General features: G+C 64.0%; 20 protein-coding genes and 1 tRNA gene. 16 read left to right on the top strand and 5 right to left on the bottom strand.

What is annotated here, in order from left to right; all coding sequences use genetic code 11:
• Position 1 precedes the first annotated feature (1 nt).
• Positions 2–685 (bottom strand): histidine utilization transcriptional repressor HutC, encoded by a 684-nt coding sequence (locus BMX67_RS03140; RefSeq protein WP_175479795.1) that lies wholly within the window; start codon positions 683–685, stop codon positions 2–4.
• A 271-nt stretch (positions 686–956) separates the two neighbouring features.
• Between BMX67_RS03140 and BMX67_RS03135 the strand changes: the two genes are divergently transcribed.
• From BMX67_RS03135 to BMX67_RS03115, 5 genes are all read left to right on the top strand, one after another.
• On the top strand, positions 957–2150 hold the full coding sequence (locus tag BMX67_RS03135; RefSeq protein WP_245739134.1) for an MFS transporter: 1194 nt from the start codon (positions 957–959) through the stop codon (positions 2148–2150).
• 7 nt (positions 2151–2157) lie between these two features.
• Positions 2158–3876, top strand: coding sequence for a glycosyl transferase family 90 (locus tag BMX67_RS03130; protein ID WP_090732445.1), 1719 nt, complete (start codon positions 2158–2160; stop codon positions 3874–3876).
• A 22-nt stretch (positions 3877–3898) separates the two neighbouring features.
• Positions 3899–4378, top strand: coding sequence for an ureidoglycolate lyase (locus BMX67_RS03125; RefSeq protein WP_090732861.1), 480 nt, complete (start codon positions 3899–3901; stop codon positions 4376–4378).
• The gene (locus tag BMX67_RS03120) at positions 4375–5007 is read left to right on the top strand and encodes a ribonuclease HII (RefSeq protein WP_090732444.1); all 633 of its coding nucleotides are present in this window, start codon (positions 4375–4377) and stop codon (positions 5005–5007) included. The genes BMX67_RS03125 and BMX67_RS03120 overlap by 4 nt, the downstream gene beginning before the upstream one ends.
• Positions 5008–5098: 91 nt before the next feature.
• A complete protein-coding gene (locus BMX67_RS03115) occupies positions 5099–6229 on the top strand; it encodes a site-specific DNA-methyltransferase (RefSeq protein WP_090732442.1) in 1131 nt (376 codons plus the stop codon).
• A 98-nt stretch (positions 6230–6327) separates the two neighbouring features.
• Here the strand turns inward: BMX67_RS03115 and BMX67_RS03110 are convergent, their stop codons facing one another.
• Together BMX67_RS03110 and BMX67_RS03105 are read right to left on the bottom strand one after the other, a co-directional pair.
• On the bottom strand, positions 6328–7461 hold the full coding sequence (locus BMX67_RS03110) for an alkane 1-monooxygenase (RefSeq protein WP_245739132.1): 1134 nt from the start codon (positions 7459–7461) through the stop codon (positions 6328–6330).
• A 16-nt stretch (positions 7462–7477) separates the two neighbouring features.
• A complete protein-coding gene (locus BMX67_RS03105; protein WP_245739130.1) occupies positions 7478–8503 on the bottom strand; it encodes an A/G-specific adenine glycosylase in 1026 nt (341 codons plus the stop codon).
• An 86-nt stretch (positions 8504–8589) separates the two neighbouring features.
• Here BMX67_RS03105 and BMX67_RS03100 point away from each other — a divergent pair, with 86 nt between their 5' ends.
• From BMX67_RS03100 to mscL, 3 genes are all read left to right on the top strand, one after another.
• Positions 8590–9123 (top strand): DUF721 domain-containing protein, encoded by a 534-nt coding sequence (locus BMX67_RS03100; protein WP_090732440.1) that lies wholly within the window; start codon positions 8590–8592, stop codon positions 9121–9123.
• A 3-nt stretch (positions 9124–9126) separates the two neighbouring features.
• On the top strand, positions 9127–9765 hold the full coding sequence (locus tag BMX67_RS03095) for a DsbA family protein (RefSeq protein ID WP_090732439.1): 639 nt from the start codon (positions 9127–9129) through the stop codon (positions 9763–9765).
• Between the two features lie 177 nt (positions 9766–9942).
• Positions 9943–10377 carry a large conductance mechanosensitive channel protein MscL gene (gene mscL, locus BMX67_RS03090; protein WP_090732438.1) on the top strand — a complete coding sequence of 145 codons (435 nt, stop codon included), beginning with the start codon at positions 9943–9945 and terminating at the stop codon, positions 10375–10377.
• A gap of 57 nt (positions 10378–10434) precedes the next feature.
• Here mscL and ald read toward each other — a convergent pair whose 3' ends face one another.
• The gene (ald, locus tag BMX67_RS03085) at positions 10435–11553 is read right to left on the bottom strand and encodes an alanine dehydrogenase (protein WP_090732436.1); all 1119 of its coding nucleotides are present in this window, start codon (positions 11551–11553) and stop codon (positions 10435–10437) included.
• A gap of 154 nt (positions 11554–11707) precedes the next feature.
• Here ald and BMX67_RS03080 point away from each other — a divergent pair, with 154 nt between their 5' ends.
• Positions 11708–12169: an Lrp/AsnC family transcriptional regulator gene (locus tag BMX67_RS03080; protein WP_090732435.1), complete on the top strand. Its 462-nt coding sequence runs from the start codon at positions 11708–11710 to the stop codon at positions 12167–12169.
• A 54-nt stretch (positions 12170–12223) separates the two neighbouring features.
• Positions 12224–13075: an alpha/beta hydrolase gene (locus BMX67_RS03075; RefSeq protein WP_090732433.1), complete on the top strand. Its 852-nt coding sequence runs from the start codon at positions 12224–12226 to the stop codon at positions 13073–13075.
• A 240-nt stretch (positions 13076–13315) separates the two neighbouring features.
• Here the strand turns inward: BMX67_RS03075 and BMX67_RS03070 are convergent.
• Positions 13316–13392, bottom strand: a tRNA-Arg gene (locus BMX67_RS03070).
• 101 nt (positions 13393–13493) lie between these two features.
• Between BMX67_RS03070 and BMX67_RS03065 the strand changes: the two genes are divergently transcribed.
• From BMX67_RS03065 to BMX67_RS03040, 6 genes are all read left to right on the top strand, one after another.
• Positions 13494–14519: a LacI family DNA-binding transcriptional regulator gene (locus BMX67_RS03065; RefSeq protein WP_090732432.1), complete on the top strand. Its 1026-nt coding sequence runs from the start codon at positions 13494–13496 to the stop codon at positions 14517–14519.
• 50 nt (positions 14520–14569) lie between these two features.
• Positions 14570–15376, top strand: coding sequence for a S49 family peptidase (locus BMX67_RS03060; RefSeq protein ID WP_090732856.1), 807 nt, complete (start codon positions 14570–14572; stop codon positions 15374–15376).
• A 105-nt stretch (positions 15377–15481) separates the two neighbouring features.
• Positions 15482–16408 carry a calcium/sodium antiporter gene (locus BMX67_RS03055; protein WP_090732431.1) on the top strand — a complete coding sequence of 309 codons (927 nt, stop codon included), beginning with the start codon at positions 15482–15484 and terminating at the stop codon, positions 16406–16408.
• Complete coding sequence (locus tag BMX67_RS03050) at positions 16405–17181, top strand: SDR family oxidoreductase (protein ID WP_090732429.1); 777 nt, start codon at positions 16405–16407, stop codon at positions 17179–17181. Before BMX67_RS03055 ends, BMX67_RS03050 begins: the two co-directional genes overlap by 4 nt.
• Positions 17182–17471: 290 nt before the next feature.
• The gene (uvrC, locus tag BMX67_RS03045) at positions 17472–19322 is read left to right on the top strand and encodes an excinuclease ABC subunit UvrC (protein ID WP_090732428.1); all 1851 of its coding nucleotides are present in this window, start codon (positions 17472–17474) and stop codon (positions 19320–19322) included.
• Entirely contained in the window at positions 19297–20094 is a 798-nt protein-coding gene (locus BMX67_RS03040; protein ID WP_090732426.1) for a DUF429 domain-containing protein, read from the top strand. Before uvrC ends, BMX67_RS03040 begins: the two co-directional genes overlap by 26 nt.
• Positions 20095–20152: the final 58 nt, after the last annotated feature.

The following is a 20152-nucleotide window of genomic DNA, read 5'->3' as shown; positions in this document are numbered from 1 at the left end:
TCTATTCCGACACAAGCCTGTGTTCAGGGCGATAGAACTGGCGCGCATAGGAAATCGGCGTCGCGTCGGTCCAGTTCAGCCGTTCGATCGTCAGGACCGGCGTGCCCTCGGGGACCTCCAGATTGGTCGCGCAATCACCCGATGCGCCCTGCGCAAGGATGGTGAACTTGCCACGGGTCAGCGGCAGGTTGCGCGCCAGCCATTCCTGCGGGGGCAGCGACTCCAGGTCCTTGCGCTGCAAATCGGGAAGCGCCTCGGCATTCAGCCAGACGGCCTCGCAGCAATGTGGGCGGCCATCGGCAAGGAACTGTGTCTTGATCAGGATCGCCTGCTTGCCATGTTCCAGTTGCAATGCGCGTTGCGCCAACTGGGTCGGCATCGTGATTTCATAGCTGGTCATGCGATAGCCATAGGTCGCGCCGGTGGCCTCGATTTCGTGCCGCATCAGCGGCATTTCCAGCGTCGCCCGGCGCGAGGGGGTGGCCGCAACGCGGGTGCCGACCTTGCGGCGGCGCTCGACGATGCCGCTGTCGGCAAGTTCGCGCAGGGCGCGGTTCACGGTCGCACGGGCACAGCCCAGTTCGACGGCAAGCTCTTGCTCGGTCGGGATCAATTCACCCGGAAGCCATTCGCGCGCCCTGATCCGTTCCATCACATCGGCCCGCACCGATTGCCAGGTATTCATGCGTCGGGTGCTGTTGGCCTGGCCGGGAGGGTGCAGGGACCTCGCAAGTGAATCAGGAAGCTTTGCCATCTCGTTAAACCTGTTAATCAATACTAAACGAGTCATACGGAATGAGCCGAGCTTGAGAACCTGTCCAAAAAGGCATTCATAAGCGCATATATTTCCTTATGGGTGTTATTTTTCTTCTTGGCTAATCCGGGGGTTGCGGAGTTTGCGTATTGTGAAAGCCCTTTTCCGGCGGCTAGTTTCCTGAAACCGACAGGAGGCAGGGATGAGCGCGCAACCGGATGTGAATATGCAACGCGGCATGGGCACGGCATGGACCGTGCTGGTCGCGATCAGCCTGTGCCACATGGTCAACGATGTGATGCAGTCGATGCTGGCTGCGATCTATCCGCTGCTGCGGCAGGAATTTTCGCTGAGCTATACGCAGATCGGGGTCATGACGCTGGCCTTTCAGGTGACCGCCTCGCTGTTGCAGCCGGTGATCGGCACGGTGACCGACCGCCATCCACAGCCGCGATCCCTGCCCTTCGGCATGGGATCCACCTTCTGCGGGGTGTTGCTGCTGGCATTCGCGCACAGCTATCCGATGCTGCTGGCCGGGGCGATGATGATCGGCATCGGCTCGGCGGTGTTTCATCCCGAAAGCTCGCGCGTGGCGCGGCTGGCCTCGGGCGGGCGGTTCGGAACCGCGCAGTCGCTGTTCCAGCTTGGCGGGAATTTCGGTCAGTCGATGGGGCCGCTGCTGGCGGCGTTCATCGTCGTGCCGTTGGGTCGGCCCGCGGTGGCGTGGTTCGCGGTCGCCGCGGCGCTGGGTGTGGCGATGCTGTATCAGGTTGGCAACTGGGCCGAAGGGCGGCGGCGTGCCACGGCGGTGCAGCGCGACACGACGCTGCGATTGCCGCGTGCGGTCGTGATCCGTTCGATCGTGGTGCTGGCGGTGCTGACCTTCACCAAGAATATCTACACCGCCTCGATGAACAGCTATTTCACCTTTTTCACCATCGAGAAATTCGGCCTGACCGCACAGGGATCGCAATTGATGCTGTTCCTGTTTCTGGCGGGCATGGCCGGGGGCGTGATGCTGGGCGGCGTGCTGGGTGACAAGGTCGGCCCCTTGCGGGTGATCTGGTTCTCGATCCTTGGCGTTCTGCCCTTCAGCCTGATCCTGCCGCATGTCGGCCTGTTCGCGACCGGGGTTCTGGCGGTCGTGATCGGGTTGATCCTGGCCTCGGCCTTTCCGGCCATCGTCGTCTTCGCCCAAGAACTTCTGCCGGGGCGCACCGGCATGGTCGCGGGGCTGTTCTTTGGCTTTTCCTTCGGAATGGGTGGAATTTCGGCGGCGGCGTTGGGCATTCTGGCCGATGCAAAAGGGATTGCGACGGTGTTTCTGATCTGCTCGGCCCTGCCGATCCTGGGGGTTCTGACCGTGTTGCTTCCGCGGCAGGATCGGCTTGGCTAGCGCAGGGATGCGGCGTGTCTTCGATATCAGTCCCGACGGCTGTGGCGGCCATGTCCTGCGGGCGCTGTTTCAGGCGAATGGCCACCGCGTGGCCCGCGCCGCGCCGGGCGATCTGGCGGAAGATATCGCCTGGTCCATGGCCACGGGGCGCCCGCCGTTGCAGCGCTGGTCACGCGCAAGGCTGTTCACCGGCCTGTGGCGGCAGGCCCCGTGGTGGCGCCCCCCGCTAGAGATGTGGCGCGCGGTCGATTACCTGAAAGCGCAGTTTCCGAACGCGGTTTTCGTGCTGACCGTGCCCAATATGCAGCGCTGGTTGCTGCACCGTCTGACGGCGGCAGACGGGCTGACCCTGCGCGCCTATGCCAATCACCTTCAGGTCGACGAAGAGGCCTTGCCCGATCTGTGGGTCAAGGGGTTTCAGGACCATCTGGACCATGTGCAGTCGACATTCGGCGATGGGGACGGCCTGATCCGCATCGACATGACCTGCCAGCACCCCCGCGCCCTGGCCGAGGCGCTGCACCCCTTTGTCCGGCTGCCCAGACGACCGCGGCTGTTCTGGTCCGACGGGCATGATCCCTTGGGGCAGCGGATCGGCGATCTGGCCGAAAACCTGCCTGCCGATCCGTTGCCGATGAACGAAGATTTCGTCGCGGATGTTGCGGATTTCTGCCTGAAGGGGCTTGATCCGCGCGGTGATCGCCGGGCCAGCCTGTCCCATCTGTCGGCCTTCTGGGGTGGCGGCGATGCGGTGGTCGGGGCCAGGGGACATGCGCGGCCCCTTTGCGTCGCGCGCTTGCCGGGGCATGACCGCGACATCGCGCTGACCGCGCCGGATGCGGCGGCCAAGCATCGCCGCGCCGAGGGGGTCATCAACGATATTCTGGGCCTGGGGCGGCGCGATCCCGTGCTGATCGACATGGAGGATTCGCGTTGGGTCGGCTCGCCGCAGGGGGCGGTGCAGGACCAGCCCACCCTGTGCCACAACCGTCGCATGGGCGCACGCAACATGGTCCTGTTCCCGCTGTCGGGTCACTACGGTCCCGGCTATCCCGGTTTTGATCCGAATGGCAGCGGCGACCGCATCGCGTTCGAGGACAAGGCCGACCGACTGGTCTGGCGAGGCATGATTTCGGGCAGCGAGCGTCGCGAGGGCATCCGCCCCGGTCCCGCTTCGCACAGCTTTCTGCGCAGGCTGGCAAGGGCGGGCGATGATCCCGACGCCCGGCAGGCGGCATGGCAGGGGCTGTGCCGCACCTCGCGTCTGGCGGTGGTGCGGCGGTTCTGGGAGGATCCCGATTACGACATGCGGGTGGTCATGGCCTGGGGCTTTCGCGACCATGCCGCGGATCCGCTGCTTGCGCCCTATTGCGATGAGCGCCAACCGGCCGGGTTCTTTCACGGGTTTCGCTATCAGCTGTGCATGGCGGGCTATGACCACGGTTCAAACTTTATTCCGGCCATCAACAGCAATTCGGTTCTGCTGAAGGAAGAAGATGGCTGGGAGGTGTTCTATTCCGGTCGTTTCAAGCCGTGGAAACATTATATCCCGGTCGAAAGATATTGCGACGATCTGCCCCAGAAATTGAAATGGGCGAGGGAAAATCCTTTGGAATGTATGCGGATGTCGGAAAATGCCCGCGCCGAGGTGCGGTTGCTGTCGGACCGGGGGCTGATCGCGGCGGTCAAGGCGCGGATCCTCGACGGGCTGGCGCAGGCCCGCTAATCTGCCCCGACAGGAGAACATGATGACCACGATCACCGCCCGGCCGATCAGCGCCGCCGCCTTTGCGCCCTTTGGCGAATTGCTGACCCCGAAGGACAGCCCCGACAAGATGATCAACAAGGGGCGCTGCGAACGCCATCACGCCCTGGCACAGGTCCAGCGTGGCGAGGGCGAGGCGATCATCTCGATCTTCCGGTCCCAACCGGTCAGCCTGCCCTATGATTGCACGCTTCTGGAACGTCATCCGCTGGGGTCGCAGGCGTTCATGCCGCTGGGTCCGGATGCCTGGTTGTCGATCGTCGCCCCCGATCAGGACGGACGTCCCGGCGCGCCGCTGGCCTTTATCGTGCCCTCGGGGATGGGGGTGAATCTGCGCGCGGGCGTCTGGCACGGGGTGCTGACGCCGTTGGACCGGCCCGCGGATTTTCTGGTCATCGACCGTGAGGGAAGTGGAGTCAATCTTGAAGAGGTCGATATTCCCGCTGTAACGGTCACCGGATGAACAAGCCCGATTTCAGTTTCGAACAGGCCGCCCTTGCGCGCGGCGCGCGACGCGTCTGCGGCGTCGACGAGGTCGGGCGTGGCCCGCTGGCGGGGCCGGTCACCGCCGCCGCGGTGGTTCTTGACCCGGACAACATTCCCGATGGCCTGAACGATTCAAAGCGGATGACCGCGCTGCGCCGCGAGGCGCTGGCCGATTGGATCATGACCAATTGCGACTGGGCCGTCGCCCATGTCGAGGTGGCCGAGATCGACCAGCTGAACATCTATCACGCCTCGCATCTGGCGATGTGCCGGGCGGTCTCGGGGCTGGCGCAGGTGCCCTGCCACGCGCTGATCGACGGCAATCGCGTGCCGCGCGACCTGACCGTCCCCAGCGAGCCCGTGGTCAAGGGCGACGCGCGCTGCCTGTCGATTTCCGCCGCCTCGATCGTGGCCAAGGTGTTGCGCGATCGCATCATGGTGGATTTGGCGCAACAGCACCCCGGCTATGGCTGGGAATCGAATGCAGGCTACGGCACGCCGGCGCATAAGAAAGCCCTGCTAGATCTGGGGGTGACCCCTCATCATAGGCGTTCGTTTGCACCCGTCCACAATATCTTGTGTAAACCGCAAAAGCTAACCGGCTGATTCAAAAAAGAAATTGACGGCGATTCGCCTCTGAATCATTTTTAGAGGCATACCAGACCGGAAAAATCCGGCAGTTCCCATCGAGGCAGAGATGACGAAGAGCAAAAGCAAACGCGCGGATTCCGCGCGGCCCTTACCGCTGAACCAGATTCTGGCTGGTGACTGCATCGAGATCATGAACGCGCTGCCCGAGGATAGCGTGGATCTGATCTTTGCCGATCCGCCCTACAATCTGCAGCTTCGCGGCGACCTGCACCGGCCCGACAATTCCAAGGTCGATGCCGTCGATGACGAATGGGACCAATTCGCCGGATTCGCCGCCTATGACAGCTTTTCGCGCGACTGGCTGGCCGCCGCGCGCCGCATCCTGAAGCCCGATGGCGCGATCTGGGTGATCGGCAGCTATCACAACATCTTCCGCGTCGGGGCCGAGCTTCAGAACCAGGGCTTCTGGATCATGAACGACGTGATCTGGCGCAAGTCGAACCCGATGCCGAATTTCCGGGGCAAGCGCCTGACCAACGCGCATGAGACGCTGATCTGGGCGGCCAAGTCGGAAAGCTCGAAATACACGTTCAACTACGAGGCGCTGAAATCGCTGAACGAAGGCACGCAGATGCGCAGCGACTGGGTGATCCCGATCTGCAATGGCGGCGAGCGGTTGAAGGATTCAAAGGGCGACAAGGCGCATCCGACCCAGAAACCCGAAGCCTTGCTGCATCGCGTGATCATCGGCACCACCAATCCCGGCGACGTGATCCTGGACCCGTTCTTCGGCACCGGCACCACCGGCGCGGTCGCCAAGATGCTGGGCCGCGACTTTATCGGGATCGAGCGTGAGGCCGCCTATCGCGAGGTCGCGGAAAAGCGACTGGCCCGCACCCGTCGTCTGGATGCCGAGGCGCTGGCCACCACCAAGGCCAAGCGTGCCGAGCCGCGCGTCCCCTTCGGACAGGTGGTCGAGCGTGGCATGCTGCGCGCCGGCGAAGAACTGTATTCCATCGGCAACCGGCACAAGGCCAAGGTCCGCGCGGATGGCAGCCTGATCGGCAATGACGTCAAGGGTAGCATTCATCAGGTCGGTGCCGCGCTGGAAGGCGCCCCCTCCTGCAATGGCTGGACCTACTGGCATTTCCGGCGCGAGGGAAAGATGATCCCGATCGACATTCTGCGCCAGCAGATCCGCGCCGAGATGGAGGGCGAGGTTTCCCGCCCCAACTGATCCCGACTTCACGGTTTCGCCGCAGCCTTGCCCCGTGACGGGCAGGGCCGCCTTGCCCCGCCATGTCCAACATGGCGGGGTTTTTTCGGCGCCGCCGGTTACAATGCGTTGCGCGGCATCGGCAGATCGCCGGTATTGTAGGGGCCCCAGTCCTGCACCTCGGGGTAGAACTGCCGCCGCCATGCCCTGACGCGCGGGTTCATCCGCCTGCGCCACCATGGCGGGACCATCGCCACGAAGGTCATCGCCGGATATCCCAGCGGCAATTGCGGGGCCTGATCCCGATCATAGGTCTGCAACAACGGAAAGCGGCGGTCGGGCTTGTAGTGGTGATCGGAATGGCGTTGCAGATTGATCAGCAGCCAGTTCGTCGCCGTATGGCTGGCGTTCCAGCTGTGGCGCGGTTTGATATGTTCATATCGGCCATCGCCCAGATGCTGTCGCGTCAGGCCGTAATGTTCGACGTAATTGGTCAGCTCCAACTGCCAGATGGCGATGAAGGCCTGAAAGGCGAACAGCCAGACCCCCGCCCATCCGCCGATGGCAAAAGCCAGCGCGATCATCGCCGCTTGCAGCATGCCATAGCGCCAGAACGGGTTGCGCCTGTCCCAGGGGCTGCGGCGGGCGCGGGTCAGACGGCCGGTTTCGGCCCGCCACGCGCTGATCGGGCTGTCGATCAGCACCCGCAGGAAAAATCGGTAGAACCCCTCGTTATAGCGGGCGGATACCGCGTCGCGGGGCGTCGCAACCCACGAGTGGTGAACCAGCAGATGCTCGGTCCGGAAATGCGAATACAGGACCGATGCCAACAGCAGATCGCCCAGCCAGCGTTCGATCGGCGTTTTCTGGTGCAGCAACTCGTGGGCATAGACGATGCCGATGGTCCCCGACAGCACGCCGATACCGAAGAACAGCCCGATACGTTCCCAGCCCGACAGATGCCCGCCCTGTGTCGCGGCCCAGATCCCGCCAAAGATCGCCAGAACCTGCGACGGAAACCAGATGATGGTGATCGCCCGGTGCCAGAACAGCTGGGCGGTATCGCTGTCGGGATCGGGGTTGTCGCCATTCAGCCCCAGAACCGCATCCAGCAGGGTCGTGACGTACCACGCATAAAGTGGCAGCAGCAGGAACCACCAGCCGCCGAATGTCGCGGCAATGGCGACCAGCGGCAGCATCACCAGCGAGATCCAGAACGGTGCGGCGTGGGGCAGGCGGCGGGATGCGTTCATGTTCATGCCCCGGATGTTACGCTGCGATTTCGGCCTGCGCCACATCCCAGACCTTGCGCATCAGGCCCGGCAACGCATCGCGGTCGATCCGGTCAAGCCGGACCAGGTGGCCGCGCTGGGGATTGCCGGTCAGATCGCCCAGAAGGACGGTCAGCGTCAGGGTGAAATGGGTAAAGACATGGCGGACCTGCCCGATCTCTTGCCAGTCTGCGGGGCCGGGCGGCGGCAGGTCGCGGCCATCCCAACTGGTCGAGGGGAAGGCAAGCGTCCCGCCCAGCAGACCCTTGGTCGGGCGTTCCTCGAACAGGATGGCATCGCCGCTGCGGGCGACCCAGACCGTGCCCTGCCGCGTTGGTTTTGGCTGCTTCGGCGCCTTGCGTGGCAATTCGGCGGCAATGCCTTCGGCGCGGGCGTCGCAGGGATCGACCAGCGGGCAGATGGCGCAGGCCGGGTTGCGCGGCGTGCAGATGGTGGCGCCCAGATCCATCATCGCCTGTGCGTAATCGCCGGGGCGTTCCTGCGGGGTCAGGGTTTCGGCCAGCGCGGTCAGGCCGGGCTTGGCGCGGGGTAGCGGGGTGTTGACGGCGAACAGCCGCGCGACGACGCGTTCGACATTGCCATCGACCACGGTTTCCGGCGCGTCATGGGCAATCGCCGCGATGGCCGCCGAGGTATAGGGCCCGATGCCGGGCAGGGCGCGCAGCCCCGTGCGGGTGGTGGGAAAGCCGCCCTCGGCCGCGACCTGTCGGGCGCAGGCCAGCAGGTTCCGGGCGCGGGCGTAATAACCAAGCCCCGCCCATTCGGCCATGACCTGCGCATCCGGCGCGGCGGCCAGATCCTGGACCGTGGGCCATAATTCGGTGAACCGCTGGAAATAGGCCTTGACCGCGGCCACCGTCGTCTGTTGCAGCATCACCTCGGACAGCCAGACGCGATAGGGATCCGCAGGCGGCCCACCGGGCGGCACGCGCCAGGGCAGCACGCGGGCGTGGCGGTCATACCAGTCAAGCAATGCTGGCGCGATCACCTTGTCGTCACGCAATTTTCAGACCTCCGCGCCGATACCGCGCTTTCCACCGCGCGACTTGCTGATTATGCATGAGTGCAGTGATAACCGAACAAGCAGCAATGGCCCAGAGACCCGACACAGCCCCTGCCTTCGCCAAACGCCGCAAACGCGGCTTTGAAGCGGCGTCCAGCCTGTTGTCGCATCGGGTCCAGAAGGCGGCCGAAGGGCGGGGCTTTGCGGTCGCGCGGCTGCTGACGCATTGGCCTGAAATCGCGGGTGTCGAACTGGCGCGGATGACGCGCCCGGTGCGGGTCAGCCACAGTCGCGCGGGCCTTGGTGCGACGCTGACGTTGCTGACCAGCGGGCCGACGGCGCCGATGGTGGAAATGCAGCTGCCGCAGCTGCGCGAACGGGTGAATGCCTGCTATGGCTATAACGCCATCCAGAAGATCGTGCTGACCCAGACCGCGGCCACCGGCTTTGCCGAAGGGCAGGCGCAATTCACCCATGCCCCGCGCAAACCTGCCGCCCCCGATCCGCAGGATCAGGCCCGCGCGCGCGAAGTGGCGCAGAAATTCGACGATCCGGTTCTGGCCGAGGCGATGGCCCGGCTGGCGCTGAACCTGAAGACACGGAAAACACCGAAAGGATAACCCATGCTGATCCGCTCTGTCGCGACTGCGCTTGCCCTTGTTCTGGCCGGCCCGGCGCTGGCTCAGGATGCCGCTGAAAATGGCGCCGCGACCGATACCGCCGAGGCGCAGACCCTGCCCGACATCACCCTGGGCGCCGAGGATGCGCCGGTGACGATCGTGGAATATGCCAGCTTCACCTGCGGCCATTGCGCCAATTTCCACGAGGAAAACTTTCCGAAGCTGAAAGAGGAATATATCGACACCGGCAAGGTGAAGTTCGTTCAGCGCGACGTCTATTTCGATGCGGTCGGGCTTTGGGCCGGGATCCTTGCGCGTTGTGGCGGCGACGACAAGTATTACGCCGTTTCGGACATGTTGTTCGACGAACAGAAGAAATGGCTGTCGGGCGGTTCGGGTGATGAAATCGCCGCGAACCTGCGCAAGATCGGCCTGAAGGCGGGTATGTCGGAAGACCAGATGACTGCGTGCTGGGACGACAAGGCCACCGCCGAAAGCCTGATCGCCACGTTCCAGTCCAATGCCACCGCAGATGAGATCGAGGCGACCCCGACCTTCATCATCGGCGGCGAAAAGGTCATGAACCAGCCCTGGGATGACATGAAAGAGGTCATCGAGGCAAAGCTGGCCGAAGCGCAGTAAGCGATCTGTGATCTTGGCCGTTTCGGGGCCGGGGCGTCGTCATGGCGCCCCGGCTTTTATTTTGACTGCTTTACGTCACGAAAAGTTGTACCTTTGCGCATGATGAACTTGGTTCACGGACCAATTCGCAATACCCTTGAACCGCAAATTTCATTGCGACAACTTGGACGGTGTAGAATGATTAACGAATTTAAGGAATTTATTGCCCGCGGCAATGTCATGGACATGGCTGTCGGTATCATCATCGGCGCGGCCTTTACCGCGATCGTGACATCGCTTGTGGGCGATCTGATCAACCCCATCATCGGTCTGCTGACCGGCGGGATCGATTTCTCGAACAAGTATTTCGTGCTTTCGGGCGAGGTTCCCGCAGGTGCCAGCCTGGAGGCCGCGCGTGAATCGGGCGCGGCGATCTTTGCCTATGGCAGCTTCCTGATGGCGGTCATCAACTTCCTGATCATCGCATGGGTCGTGTTCATGCTGGTGAAATCGGTGAACCGCGTGAAGGAAATGTCCGAGCGCAAGGAAGAAGGCCCGGAAGAGGAAATCGCAGCCCCCACGCAGGAAGAACTTCTGGCGCAGATCCGCGACCTTCTGGCGGCGCGCAGCTAAGCCAGACCCGGCAAGAAATTCGGGGCGGCGCACCAATTCGGGCGCGCCGCCCTTTTCTTATTGCGACAGCAACTGGTCGGGGGTGATGGCGTCGATGCCCAGGGCCTCGCCCACGGGGGGCGATGTCAGTCGGCCCTGATGCGTCGACAGCCCGGCACGCAGATGCGCGTCGTCGCTGATGGCCTGACGCCAGCCCTTGTCGGCCAAGGACAGCATGAAGGGCATGGTCGCGTTCCCAAGCGCCTGCGTCGAGGTCCGGGCCACTGCGCCGGGCATGTTCGCCACGCAGTAATGGACGATGCCGTCAACCTCGTAGATCGGATCCTGATGGGTCGTCGCCTTCGATGTTTCGAAACATCCGCCCTGATCGATCGCCACATCCACCAGCACCGCGCCCTGCGGCATCATCGAGAGCTGGTCGCGGGTGATCAGCTTGGGCGCGGCCGCGCCGGGGATCAGGACCGCGCCGATGACCATGTCGGCGGTCTGGATCAGATCCTCGGTCGCGGCGGCGCTGGCATATTGGGTGGTCAGCTTGCCCATGAACACATCGTCCAGATAGCTAAGCCGCGGGACCGAACGGTCCATGACCGTCACATTCGCCCCCATGCCGACCGCGACACGCGCCGCCGCCGCACCGACAACCCCGCCGCCGATGATCACGACATTCGCAGGGCGCACGCCCGGAACGCCGCCCATCAGCGTGCCGCGCCCGCCATTGGCCTTTTGCAGCGCCCATGATCCGACCTGCGGCGCCAATCGGCCTGCAACCTCGGACATCGGAGCCAGCAGCGGTAGGCCGCCCCGCGCATCGGTCACCGTCTCGTAGGCGATCGAGGTCACGCCCGAGTCCAACAGGTCGCGGGTCTGGTCGGGGTCGGGGGCCAGATGCAGATAGGTGAACAGCAACTGCCCCTCGCGCAGCATCTTGCGTTCGGGCGCCTGAGGTTCCTTGACCTTCACGATCATGTCCGCCCGGTCAAAGACTGTCTTGGCGTCGGGCGCGATTTCGGCGCCTGCGGCCTGATAATCCTCGTCGGGAAAGCCCGCGCCCATTCCGGCCTGCGTTTCCACCAGAACACTGTGTCCGCGCAGGATCGCCTCGGCGGCGGCGGCGGGCGTCAGGCCCACGCGAAATTCCTGCGGCTTGATTTCCCTGGGGCATCCGATCTTCATGCCAATCCTCCCATTGATGTCTGCTGCCTTCGGCAGTCTGTGATCCTACTGTCGCATCCCGCAGGGTGAATGTGCTGCCCTTCTGGTGCGGCGCGTCCCGCCCTGTTAGGATAATCCATCGCATCAATGCATTCTGGATGAAGATAGTTCGAACATGGCTGACATGGACGCAATAGATCGCCGGATTCTGTCGGTGATGCAGGCCGAGGGTCGAATCACCAACGCCGATCTGGCGCTGCGGGTCCATCTGTCGGCCAGCGCCTGTCACAGGCGGGTTCAGCGGCTAGAGGAACTGGGCCTGATCACCGGCTATGCCGCGCTGGTGGATGCGCGCAAGCTGGGCCGCCCGACCACGGTTTTCGTCGAGATCACGCTGTCGGGTCAGGCCGATGAGGTTCTGGATGCGTTCGAGCGGTCGGTCCGCGCCATCCCCGAGGTTCTGGAATGTCATCTGATGGCCGGAACGGCGGATTACCTGCTGAAGGTGGTGGTCGAGGATACCGACGATTTCGCGCGAATCCATCGTCAGCATCTGTCGCGCCTGCCCGGCGTGGCGCAGATGCATTCCAGCTTTGCCCTGCGGACCGTGTTCCGCACCACCGCGATCCCGGTCTAGGGGCGTGACGCGCGACCGGCGCGGTGCCAGAATGGCTGGGTGAAAGGAGGTTCGATGTCCGCATTGTCTCGGCGCCTGTTCCTGGCCGCTGGACTGGGCCTGTGCGCCCCGCGCGTTCTGGGGCGCACACCCGGACGGGATCGTGATTTCATCGTCAGCGATGGCCACAGCGATTGGCGCGTGCTGCTGTCCCTGCCAAGGGCTGCGCCGCCGCCACAGGGCTATTCGCTGATCGTCGCGCTGGACGGGGCCAGGATGCAGCCGATGTTGCGCGATCTGCGCGACAAGCTGGCACCGGATTCCCCGGTTGCGCTGGCGGGCATCACCTATCCCGCGGGCGGGCGGCGCTGGCTGGATCTGACCTCACCGGCCAAGGTTCTGCTGAACCCACCGCCCGGCACATGGCGTGCCCCCGATGACCGCCAGACCGGCGGTCGTGGCATCTTTCTGGCGATGCTGCGGCAGAACCTGTTCCCGCGCTTGCTGCAAGAGGCGCCGGTCAATGCCGCACAGGCCACGCTCTACGGTCATTCGCTTGGTGGCCTGTTCGTCTTTCATGCCTTGTTCAACGACCCGACCCTGTTCGCCCGCTATGTCGCAGCCGACCCCTCGACCTGGTGGAATGCCGGAGAGGTCGTGTCTGAGGCCCGCGCCTTTGCCGGGGGCGTCCGCGGCGCCGGCCAGATCCTCAGCCCGCCACGCGGCCTGATGCTGCTGCGCGCCCGCGCGATGGCCCAGGGCGGTCGCGTGGGACCGGTAATGATCGACACGGCCCTGACGACGGCCCTGTCAGGGATCGGGGGGCTGCACCTGGATTACGACCTGATGCCCGAAGAGGATCACGGCTCGATCATCGACCCCTCACTTGTACGAACACTGAATTGGCATCTGGCGCGATCGGGATGACCCTGGCCCCGCGCCTGATTGGCTCGGTCCGCGTCTCAAGCAAGCTCCGGTACTGATTCAGAAAGCGGCGCGTATCGTTGCCGGTGATAGGTCGCGCGTTGCTCGCAATATCATTCAGATCGCTCCTGAAGCTCTTCGGCCGCCTTCCTTCAGGAACTCCCGGATCGTCCGCTTGATCGGGGATTCCCCAGGATCTGTGTGTCGCTGAATTGTCCCTTCAGGGGAACATTCAGGTAGTCTTGGTGACCCCGGCAGGATTCGAACCTGCAACCTGCCCCTTAGGAGGGGGCTGCTCTATCCAGTTGAGCCACGGGGCCTTGGTCGCCGTTTTGACCGTTGTTGCAAGCTTTGGCAAGGTTGTGGCCGCCTCTGCTGTCCGCTAACATCTGATTGTCACATTTTCTATTTCCGGCACCAGATGACAATCCAACGCCCCCGCCGCCCCTTGACCTTGCGCGATGTGTCCGAGGCGTCGGGCGTGTCCGAGATGACCGTCAGCCGTGTGCTGCGCAACCGGGGCGATGTCTCGGCCGCGACGCGGGAAAAGGTGCTGACCGCGGCCAAGACGCTTGGCTATGTGCCCAACAAGATCGCGGGCGGTCTGGCCAGCCAGCGGGTCAATCTGGTGGCTGTGGTGATCCCGTCGCTGTCAAACCTTGTGTTTCCGGACGTCCTGGGCGGGATTTCCGCCGAACTGGACGATACCGGGCTGCAGCCGGTGATCGGTGTCACGCATTATTCGCCCGCCCGCGAAGAGATGGTCCTTTATGACATGCTGTCCTGGCGGCCTTCTGGGGTGATCCTGGCGGGGTTGGAACACAGCAAGGCCTCGCGGGCGATGCTGGCGAATTCCGGGATCCCGGTGGTCGAGATCATGGATACCGATGGCGAGGCGATCGATACGCTGGTGGGTATTTCCCATATCCGCGCGGGTCGCGAGATGGCCGAAAGGATCATTGCGGCGGGCTATCGCCGCATCGGCTTTGTCGGCACGCATATGCCCGAGGATCACCGGGCGCGCAAACGTCTGGTGGGCTTCGAGGAAGGGCTGAACGCCGCCGGGATCCAGCTTGAGGCGCGGGAATATTATCAGGGCGGATCATCGCTGTTGAAGGGCCGCGAACTGACCGAGCGTATCCTTGGCCGCGCGCCGGATCTGGATTTCCTGTATTTCTCGAACGACATGATCGGGGCGGGCGGGCTTCTGCATTGCCTGGACAAGGGCTATGACATTCCCGGTCAGATCGGGCTTGCCGGGTTCAACGGGGTCGATCTGCTGGACGGGCTGCCGATCCGGCTGACCACCACCGATGCGCGCCGCGTCGATATCGGGCGTCGGGCCGCGCGCCTTGTCGCCGGCAAGGAGGTCGCGCCCGAGGATCGCGTGATCCAGATGGTGCCGACCTTCATGCCGGGCGACACGATCCGCGACATCACGTCCTAGACGCGGGCTGCCGCTTGTGGCGGCGCGAGGCAGCGCCTATGTCTGCCCCCATGCGTATACCCTTTTTGACCCGTTTTCTGAATCGCGGGCCGCGCGTGTCGGTCATTCGCCTGCAAGGGGCCATCGGCATGTCGGGACGCGGCGGCGGCCTGAACGATGCCGCGCTTGCCCCCCTGATCGAACGTGCCTTCAAGCGCGGAAAACCCAGTGCGGTGGCGCTGACGATCAATTCGCCCGGCGGATCGCCGGTGCAATCCTCGCTGATCGCGGCCCGGATCCGGCGGCTGGCGCAAGAGACCGACATCCCGGTCTATGCCTTTGTCGAGGATGTCGCCGCCTCGGGCGGGTATTGGCTGGCCTGCGCGGCGGACGAGATCTGGGCCGATGACAGTTCGGCCCTTGGCTCGATCGGGGTGATTTCGGCCGGGTTCGGCTTTCACGATCTGATCGGCCGCTGGGGGATCGAGCGTCGGGTGCATACGGCCGGACAGTCGAAATCGACGCTGGACCCGTTCCGTCCCGAAAAGCCTGAGGATGTGGCCCGTCTGCACAATGTGCTGGAACCCATCCACGGCGCTTTCAAGGATCATGTGACCGCGCGCCGGGGCGACAGGCTGCCCAAGGGGCGCGACCTGTTCACCGGTGAATTCTGGGCCGGGCGCGAAGCCGTGGAACTGGGGCTTGCCGACGGGATCGGCCATCTGGTGCCGAAGATGAAAGAGATCTTCGGCGACAAGACCCGCTTCATGGTTCACAGCCCGCGCCGGTCGCTGTTTCGCAGGCTGGGCCTGTCGGCGGATGCGGTTCTGGACGCCGCCGACGAACGCGCGGCATTTGCAAGGTTTGGTGCCGGATGAGCGTTCGCGTCGTCATATTGTTTCTACTGATCATGGTGGCGCTGGCCTTGTTCAGCGGCCCCGGATTTCGAAAATTCCTGTTGAAACTGCTGGGGCTGTCGCGCCGTGATCGTTGATATTCTGCTGGTCCTTGCCGGGCTGGTGCTGCTGGTTCTGGGTGGCGACACATTGGTCAAGGGGGCGGTGAACCTGTCCCTGCGGCTGGGCGTGTCTCCCCTGATCGTGGGTCTGACGGTGGTAGCCTTCGGCACCTCCGCGCCCGAAATGCTGGTGTCGTTGTCGGCGGCACTTGGCGGGTCGACCGATATTTCGCTGGGAAATGTCGTCGGCTCGAACATCGCGAATGTGCTGGTGATCCTTGGGGCGACGGCACTGGTGTCGGGCATTCCGACCAAGGGGCACGACCTGCGCGAAAGCTGCGTGATGATGCTGGCGGCCTCGGTTCTGGTGATCGCGCTGGCGCTGACCGGGCAGATCGGGCGCATTGCCGGGGTGGTCTGCCTTGTCGCGCTGGCCGCCGTGCTGTGGCGTCAGATTTCGACGGCCACTTCGGTCGATGCCGATGAGATCGAGGGTGCGGCCCTGGGTGCCAAGGGCTGGAAGATCGCGACATGGCTGGTGATCGGCCTGGTGGCCTTGCCGCTGGGGGCACAGCTTCTGGTCAAGGGCGCCGCGGACATCGCGCGGGTCATGGGCATCAGCGAGGCCGTCATCGGCCTGACGCTGGTTGCGATCGGAACCTCGCTGCCGGAAATGGCGGCCTCGGTCGCATCGGCGATGCGCGGGCGGGCAGATATGGCGCTGGGGAATGTGGTCGGTTCGAATATTTTCAACCTGCTGGCCATTCTGGGCGTCACCGCGATTGTCGCGCCGCTGCCGGTGCCTGCGCAGATGCTGCAGCTTGACCTTTGGGTGATGCTGGGCAGCTCGCTGCTGCTGGTGCCGTTCCTGTTTCGTGGGATCAGGATCGGCCGTCGGGCGGGCGGGGCGCTGCTGGCCGCCTATGCCGCTTATGCGTGGGTGTTGCTATGACCGTTGCACTGATTACCGGGGGGGCGCGGCGGCTGGGCCGTGCCATGGCGTTGTATCTGGCCGATCGCGGCCATGACATCGCCATCCATTACGACAGTTCGGAAGACGAGGCGCAAGCGACTGCCCGGGACGCCCGCGCCAAGGGGGTACAGGCACAGGTGTTTCAGGCCGATCTGCTGGACCCCGCCGCGACCGAGGCGCTGGTGCCGCGCGTCGCCGGGGCGATGGGCGAATTGCGGGTGCTGATAAACAACGCCTCGATCTTTGAATACGACAATATCGCCAGCGCCACGATGGAAAGCTGGGACCGGCATATCGGGTCCAATCTGCGTGCGCCCTTTCAGCTGACACAGGCCTTTGCCGCACAGGTGCCGGCGCCCGATTCGGATGACGCGGGCGAACCTGTGGCAAAGGGTCTGATCGTGAATATGGTCGATCAGCGTGTCCTGAAACCCACACCTGAATTCATGACCTATTCGCTGGCCAAGGCGGGGCTGTGGGCGATGACGCGGACCACGGCACAGGCACTTGCGCCGCGCATCCGGGTGAACGCCATCGGGCCGGGGCCGACCCTACAAGGCGCGAAGCAATCTGAAAGCCATTTCAAGGCGCAACGCGCGGCGACTGTGTTGGAACGCGGCGCCGATCCCGGTGATATCGCCGCGGCGCTTGGCTATTTTCTGGATGCCAAGGCGGTCACCGGTCAGCTGATCTGCGTGGATGGCGGGCAGCATCTGGGATGGCGGACACCGGATGTGCAGGGGCGCGAATAGCGGGGAAAAATCGGCTCTGTCCACTGGACATCGGCGGGGTTTTGCCGGGTGCGGATTCTGCACGGAAAATCATGTGCTTGCGCCGGTGAATAAAAAAATCGTTTTAAAACAAAGCCATCCAGACCTGCCTGAATCTTAGGCAATGTCAAGAATCTGTAACGATTGCTGCGTGACTCGCATCGGCCTCACATCCCCTCCACAGATTTATCCACAGATTCGGTGGAAAGCTTGTCTCTTGAAAACGACGTCTGAAACTTGCAGCCAACGCAAAGAATCGGTTCCCTTGATGCATGACTGAAAAAACCGGCCACGATCTGATTCAGGACTATGTCCGCACGCTGGACAAAAGCCCCGGCGTCTACCGGATGCTGGATGCGCAGGGCGCGGTTCTGTATGTGGGCAAGGCGCGCGATCTGAAGGCGCGGGTGTCGAACTATGCGCGGCCTTCGGGGCATTCGGCGCGGATCGCGCGGATGATCCGCGAAACCCGGTCGATGATGTTCCTGACCACCCGGACCGAGACCGAGGCGCTGTTGCTGGAACAGAACCTGATCAAGCAGCTGAAGCCGCGCTACAATGTGCTGCTGCGTGACGACAAGTCCTTTCCGAACATCCTTGTCGCCAAAAGCCATGACTATCCGCAGATCAAGAAGCATCGCGGCGCGAAATCGGAAAAGGGCGATTACTACGGCCCCTTCGCCAGCGCGGGCGCGGTGAACCGCACGCTGACGCAGTTGCAGCGGGTGTTCCTGCTGCGCAACTGCACCGATTCCACCTTTGAATCGCGCACGCGCCCCTGTCTGCTTTATCAGATCAAGCGGTGCAGCGCGCCCTGTGTCGGTCGCATCAGTCAGGCCGATTACGCGGCGCTGGTGGCCGATGCGGAACGGTTTCTGCAAGGCAAGACTACCGCGATTCAGGCCAATCTGGCGCAGGAAATGGCCGAGGCTGCCGAAGCGATGGAATATGAACGTGCCGCGGCGCTGCGCGACCGGATCAAGGCGCTGACCGCGGTGCAGTCGGTTCAGGCGATCAACCCCAAGGGCGTGGCCGAGGCCGATGTGATCGCGCTGCACATGGAAAGCGGTCAGGCCTGCGTGCAGGTTTTCTTCATTCGCGGCAATCAAAGCTGGGGCAATCGCGATTTCTATCCGCGTCTGGGCGGTGCCGAAAGCGCCGACGAGGTGATGCAGGCGTTCCTGCTGCAATTCTATGACGACAAGCCGCCGCCCCGCGCGGTGCTTCTGTCGCATGGGGTCGAGGATCCGGAACTGACCGAAGCCGTGCTGGCCGAACGGGCGGGCCGCAAGGTCGATGTGTCGGTGCCCCAGCGCGGCGAGAAATTCGAACTGGTCACCAATGCTCTGCGCAATGCCCGCGAAAGCCTTGCCCGCCGCATGTCCGAAAGCGCCGCGCAGGCCAGGCTGCTGGAGGGGCTGGCCGATGCCTTTGACCTGCCCGCCCCGCCGCGCCGGATCGAGGTGTATGACAACAGTCATATCATGGGCACGAACGCGGTTGGCGGGATGATTGTCGCGGGGCCTGAAGGCTGGATCAAGAACCAGTACCGCAAGTTCAACATCAAGGGCACCGAGATCACGCCGGGCGACGATTTCGGGATGATGAAAGAGGTGCTGACCCGCCGCTTTACCCGACTGCTGAAAGAGGACCCGGATCGTCAGACCGAGGCATGGCCCGACCTGCTGCTGATCGATGGCGGCGCGGGACAGGTTTCGGCGGTGGATCAGATCATGGCGGAACTGGGGGTCGAGGATATTCCCATGGTCGGTGTCGCCAAGGGCGTGGACCGCGATCACGGCAAGGAAGAATTTCACCGCATGGGGCGCGCGCCCTTCGCGTTGCGGATGAACGATCCGGTGCTGTATTTCGTCCAGCGCCTGCGCGACGAGGCGCATCGTTGGGCGATCGGCACCCATCGCGCCAAGCGGGCGAAATCGGTGATGGCGAATCCGCTGGACGAAATCGCCGGCGTCGGTGCCGCGCGCAAACGCGCCTTGCTGGCCCATTTCGGCAGTGCCAAGGCCGTCAGCCGCGCCGGGCTGGCCGATCTGCAGGCGGTCGAAGGCATCTCGGCTGCGCTGGCCCAGAAGGTCTATGACCATTTCCACGCCAAGGGATAGCCCGCGCCACGCCGTTCTGGGCATCGATGCGGCCTGGACGGCGCATCATCCCAGCGGCGTTGCCCTGGCCGTTCAGGACGGCGCTGGCTGGCGGCTGGCCGGGTTGTGGCCCAGCTATTCGGATTTCACCGGTGGCGGCGGTGCGGCGGATGATCTGATCGCCGCCTGCCTGCACCATTGCGGTCGGGCGCCCGACCTGGTCGCGGTGGACATGCCCCTGTCGCTGGACCCCATCGTCGGGCGCAGGGTTTCGGACAACGCCGTCAGCCGCGCCTATGGCGGCCGCGGCGCGGGCACGCATTCGCCCTCGGCCAGTCGACCGGGCCCGATCGCGGACGATCTGCGGCGGGGCTTTGCCGATCTTGGCTATGGGCTGTGTACGGAGGCCTGTCCCGATGGCAGGCTTGCCGAGGTCTATCCCCATCCCGCCCTGATCGAGCTGACAGGCGCATCGCGTCGGCTGCCCTACAAGGTCGGGCGGATCGGCGCCTATTGGCGCGGTCTTGCACCGGCGCAGCGGCGCGTGGCGCTGATGCGCGTCTGGCGCGATGTGCTGGATCACCTGCAGGCGGCACTGCCCGGCAGCGATGCCGCCTTGCCGCTGCCACCGCCCGATGCGCGGCTGGCCACGCTGAAAGCGACGGAAGATCAACTGGATGCCATCATCTGCGCATTGGCCGGGATACATATCCTGTCCGGCACGGCACAGGCATACGGCGATGCGCGGTCTGCGATCTGGGTGCCGAAATTCGCCGGGGCGCGGCTGGGGTAGGTATTTACCCCCATCTGCCGGACGAATCGCGCTATGGTTGCGACCTGCTCACCGCATC

Origin of the sequence: Paracoccus homiensis (assembly GCF_900111675.1) — a bacterium.
GTDB lineage: Bacteria > Pseudomonadota > Alphaproteobacteria > Rhodobacterales > Rhodobacteraceae > Paracoccus > Paracoccus homiensis.
The sequence above is the reverse complement of the archived record's forward strand: the minus strand, read 5'-3'. Positions and strand labels throughout refer to the sequence as shown.

Bases quoted from the DNA above. Each gene is read 5' to 3' on its own strand.
- BMX67_RS03140 (WP_175479795.1), bottom strand. From the start codon at position 685: ATGAATACCTGGCAATCGGTGCGGGCCGATGTGATGGAACGGATCAGG.
- BMX67_RS03135 (WP_245739134.1), top strand. From the start codon at position 957: ATGAGCGCGCAACCGGATGTGAATATGCAACGCGGCATGGGCACGGCA.
- BMX67_RS03130 (WP_090732445.1), top strand. From the start codon at position 2,158: ATGCGGCGTGTCTTCGATATCAGTCCCGACGGCTGTGGCGGCCATGTC.
- BMX67_RS03125 (WP_090732861.1), top strand. From the start codon at position 3,899: ATGACCACGATCACCGCCCGGCCGATCAGCGCCGCCGCCTTTGCGCCC.
- BMX67_RS03120 (WP_090732444.1), top strand. From the start codon at position 4,375: ATGAACAAGCCCGATTTCAGTTTCGAACAGGCCGCCCTTGCGCGCGGC.
- BMX67_RS03115 (WP_090732442.1), top strand. From the start codon at position 5,099: ATGACGAAGAGCAAAAGCAAACGCGCGGATTCCGCGCGGCCCTTACCG.
- BMX67_RS03110 (WP_245739132.1), bottom strand. From the start codon at position 7,461: ATGAACGCATCCCGCCGCCTGCCCCACGCCGCACCGTTCTGGATCTCG.
- BMX67_RS03100 (WP_090732440.1), top strand. From the start codon at position 8,590: ATGGCCCAGAGACCCGACACAGCCCCTGCCTTCGCCAAACGCCGCAAA.
- BMX67_RS03095 (WP_090732439.1), top strand. From the start codon at position 9,127: ATGCTGATCCGCTCTGTCGCGACTGCGCTTGCCCTTGTTCTGGCCGGC.
- mscL (WP_090732438.1), top strand. From the start codon at position 9,943: ATGATTAACGAATTTAAGGAATTTATTGCCCGCGGCAATGTCATGGAC.
- ald (WP_090732436.1), bottom strand. From the start codon at position 11,553: ATGAAGATCGGATGCCCCAGGGAAATCAAGCCGCAGGAATTTCGCGTG.
- BMX67_RS03080 (WP_090732435.1), top strand. From the start codon at position 11,708: ATGGCTGACATGGACGCAATAGATCGCCGGATTCTGTCGGTGATGCAG.
- BMX67_RS03075 (WP_090732433.1), top strand. From the start codon at position 12,224: ATGTCCGCATTGTCTCGGCGCCTGTTCCTGGCCGCTGGACTGGGCCTG.
- BMX67_RS03065 (WP_090732432.1), top strand. From the start codon at position 13,494: ATGACAATCCAACGCCCCCGCCGCCCCTTGACCTTGCGCGATGTGTCC.
- BMX67_RS03060 (WP_090732856.1), top strand. From the start codon at position 14,570: ATGCGTATACCCTTTTTGACCCGTTTTCTGAATCGCGGGCCGCGCGTG.
- BMX67_RS03050 (WP_090732429.1), top strand. From the start codon at position 16,405: ATGACCGTTGCACTGATTACCGGGGGGGCGCGGCGGCTGGGCCGTGCC.
- uvrC (WP_090732428.1), top strand. From the start codon at position 17,472: ATGACTGAAAAAACCGGCCACGATCTGATTCAGGACTATGTCCGCACG.
- BMX67_RS03040 (WP_090732426.1), top strand. From the start codon at position 19,297: ATGACCATTTCCACGCCAAGGGATAGCCCGCGCCACGCCGTTCTGGGC.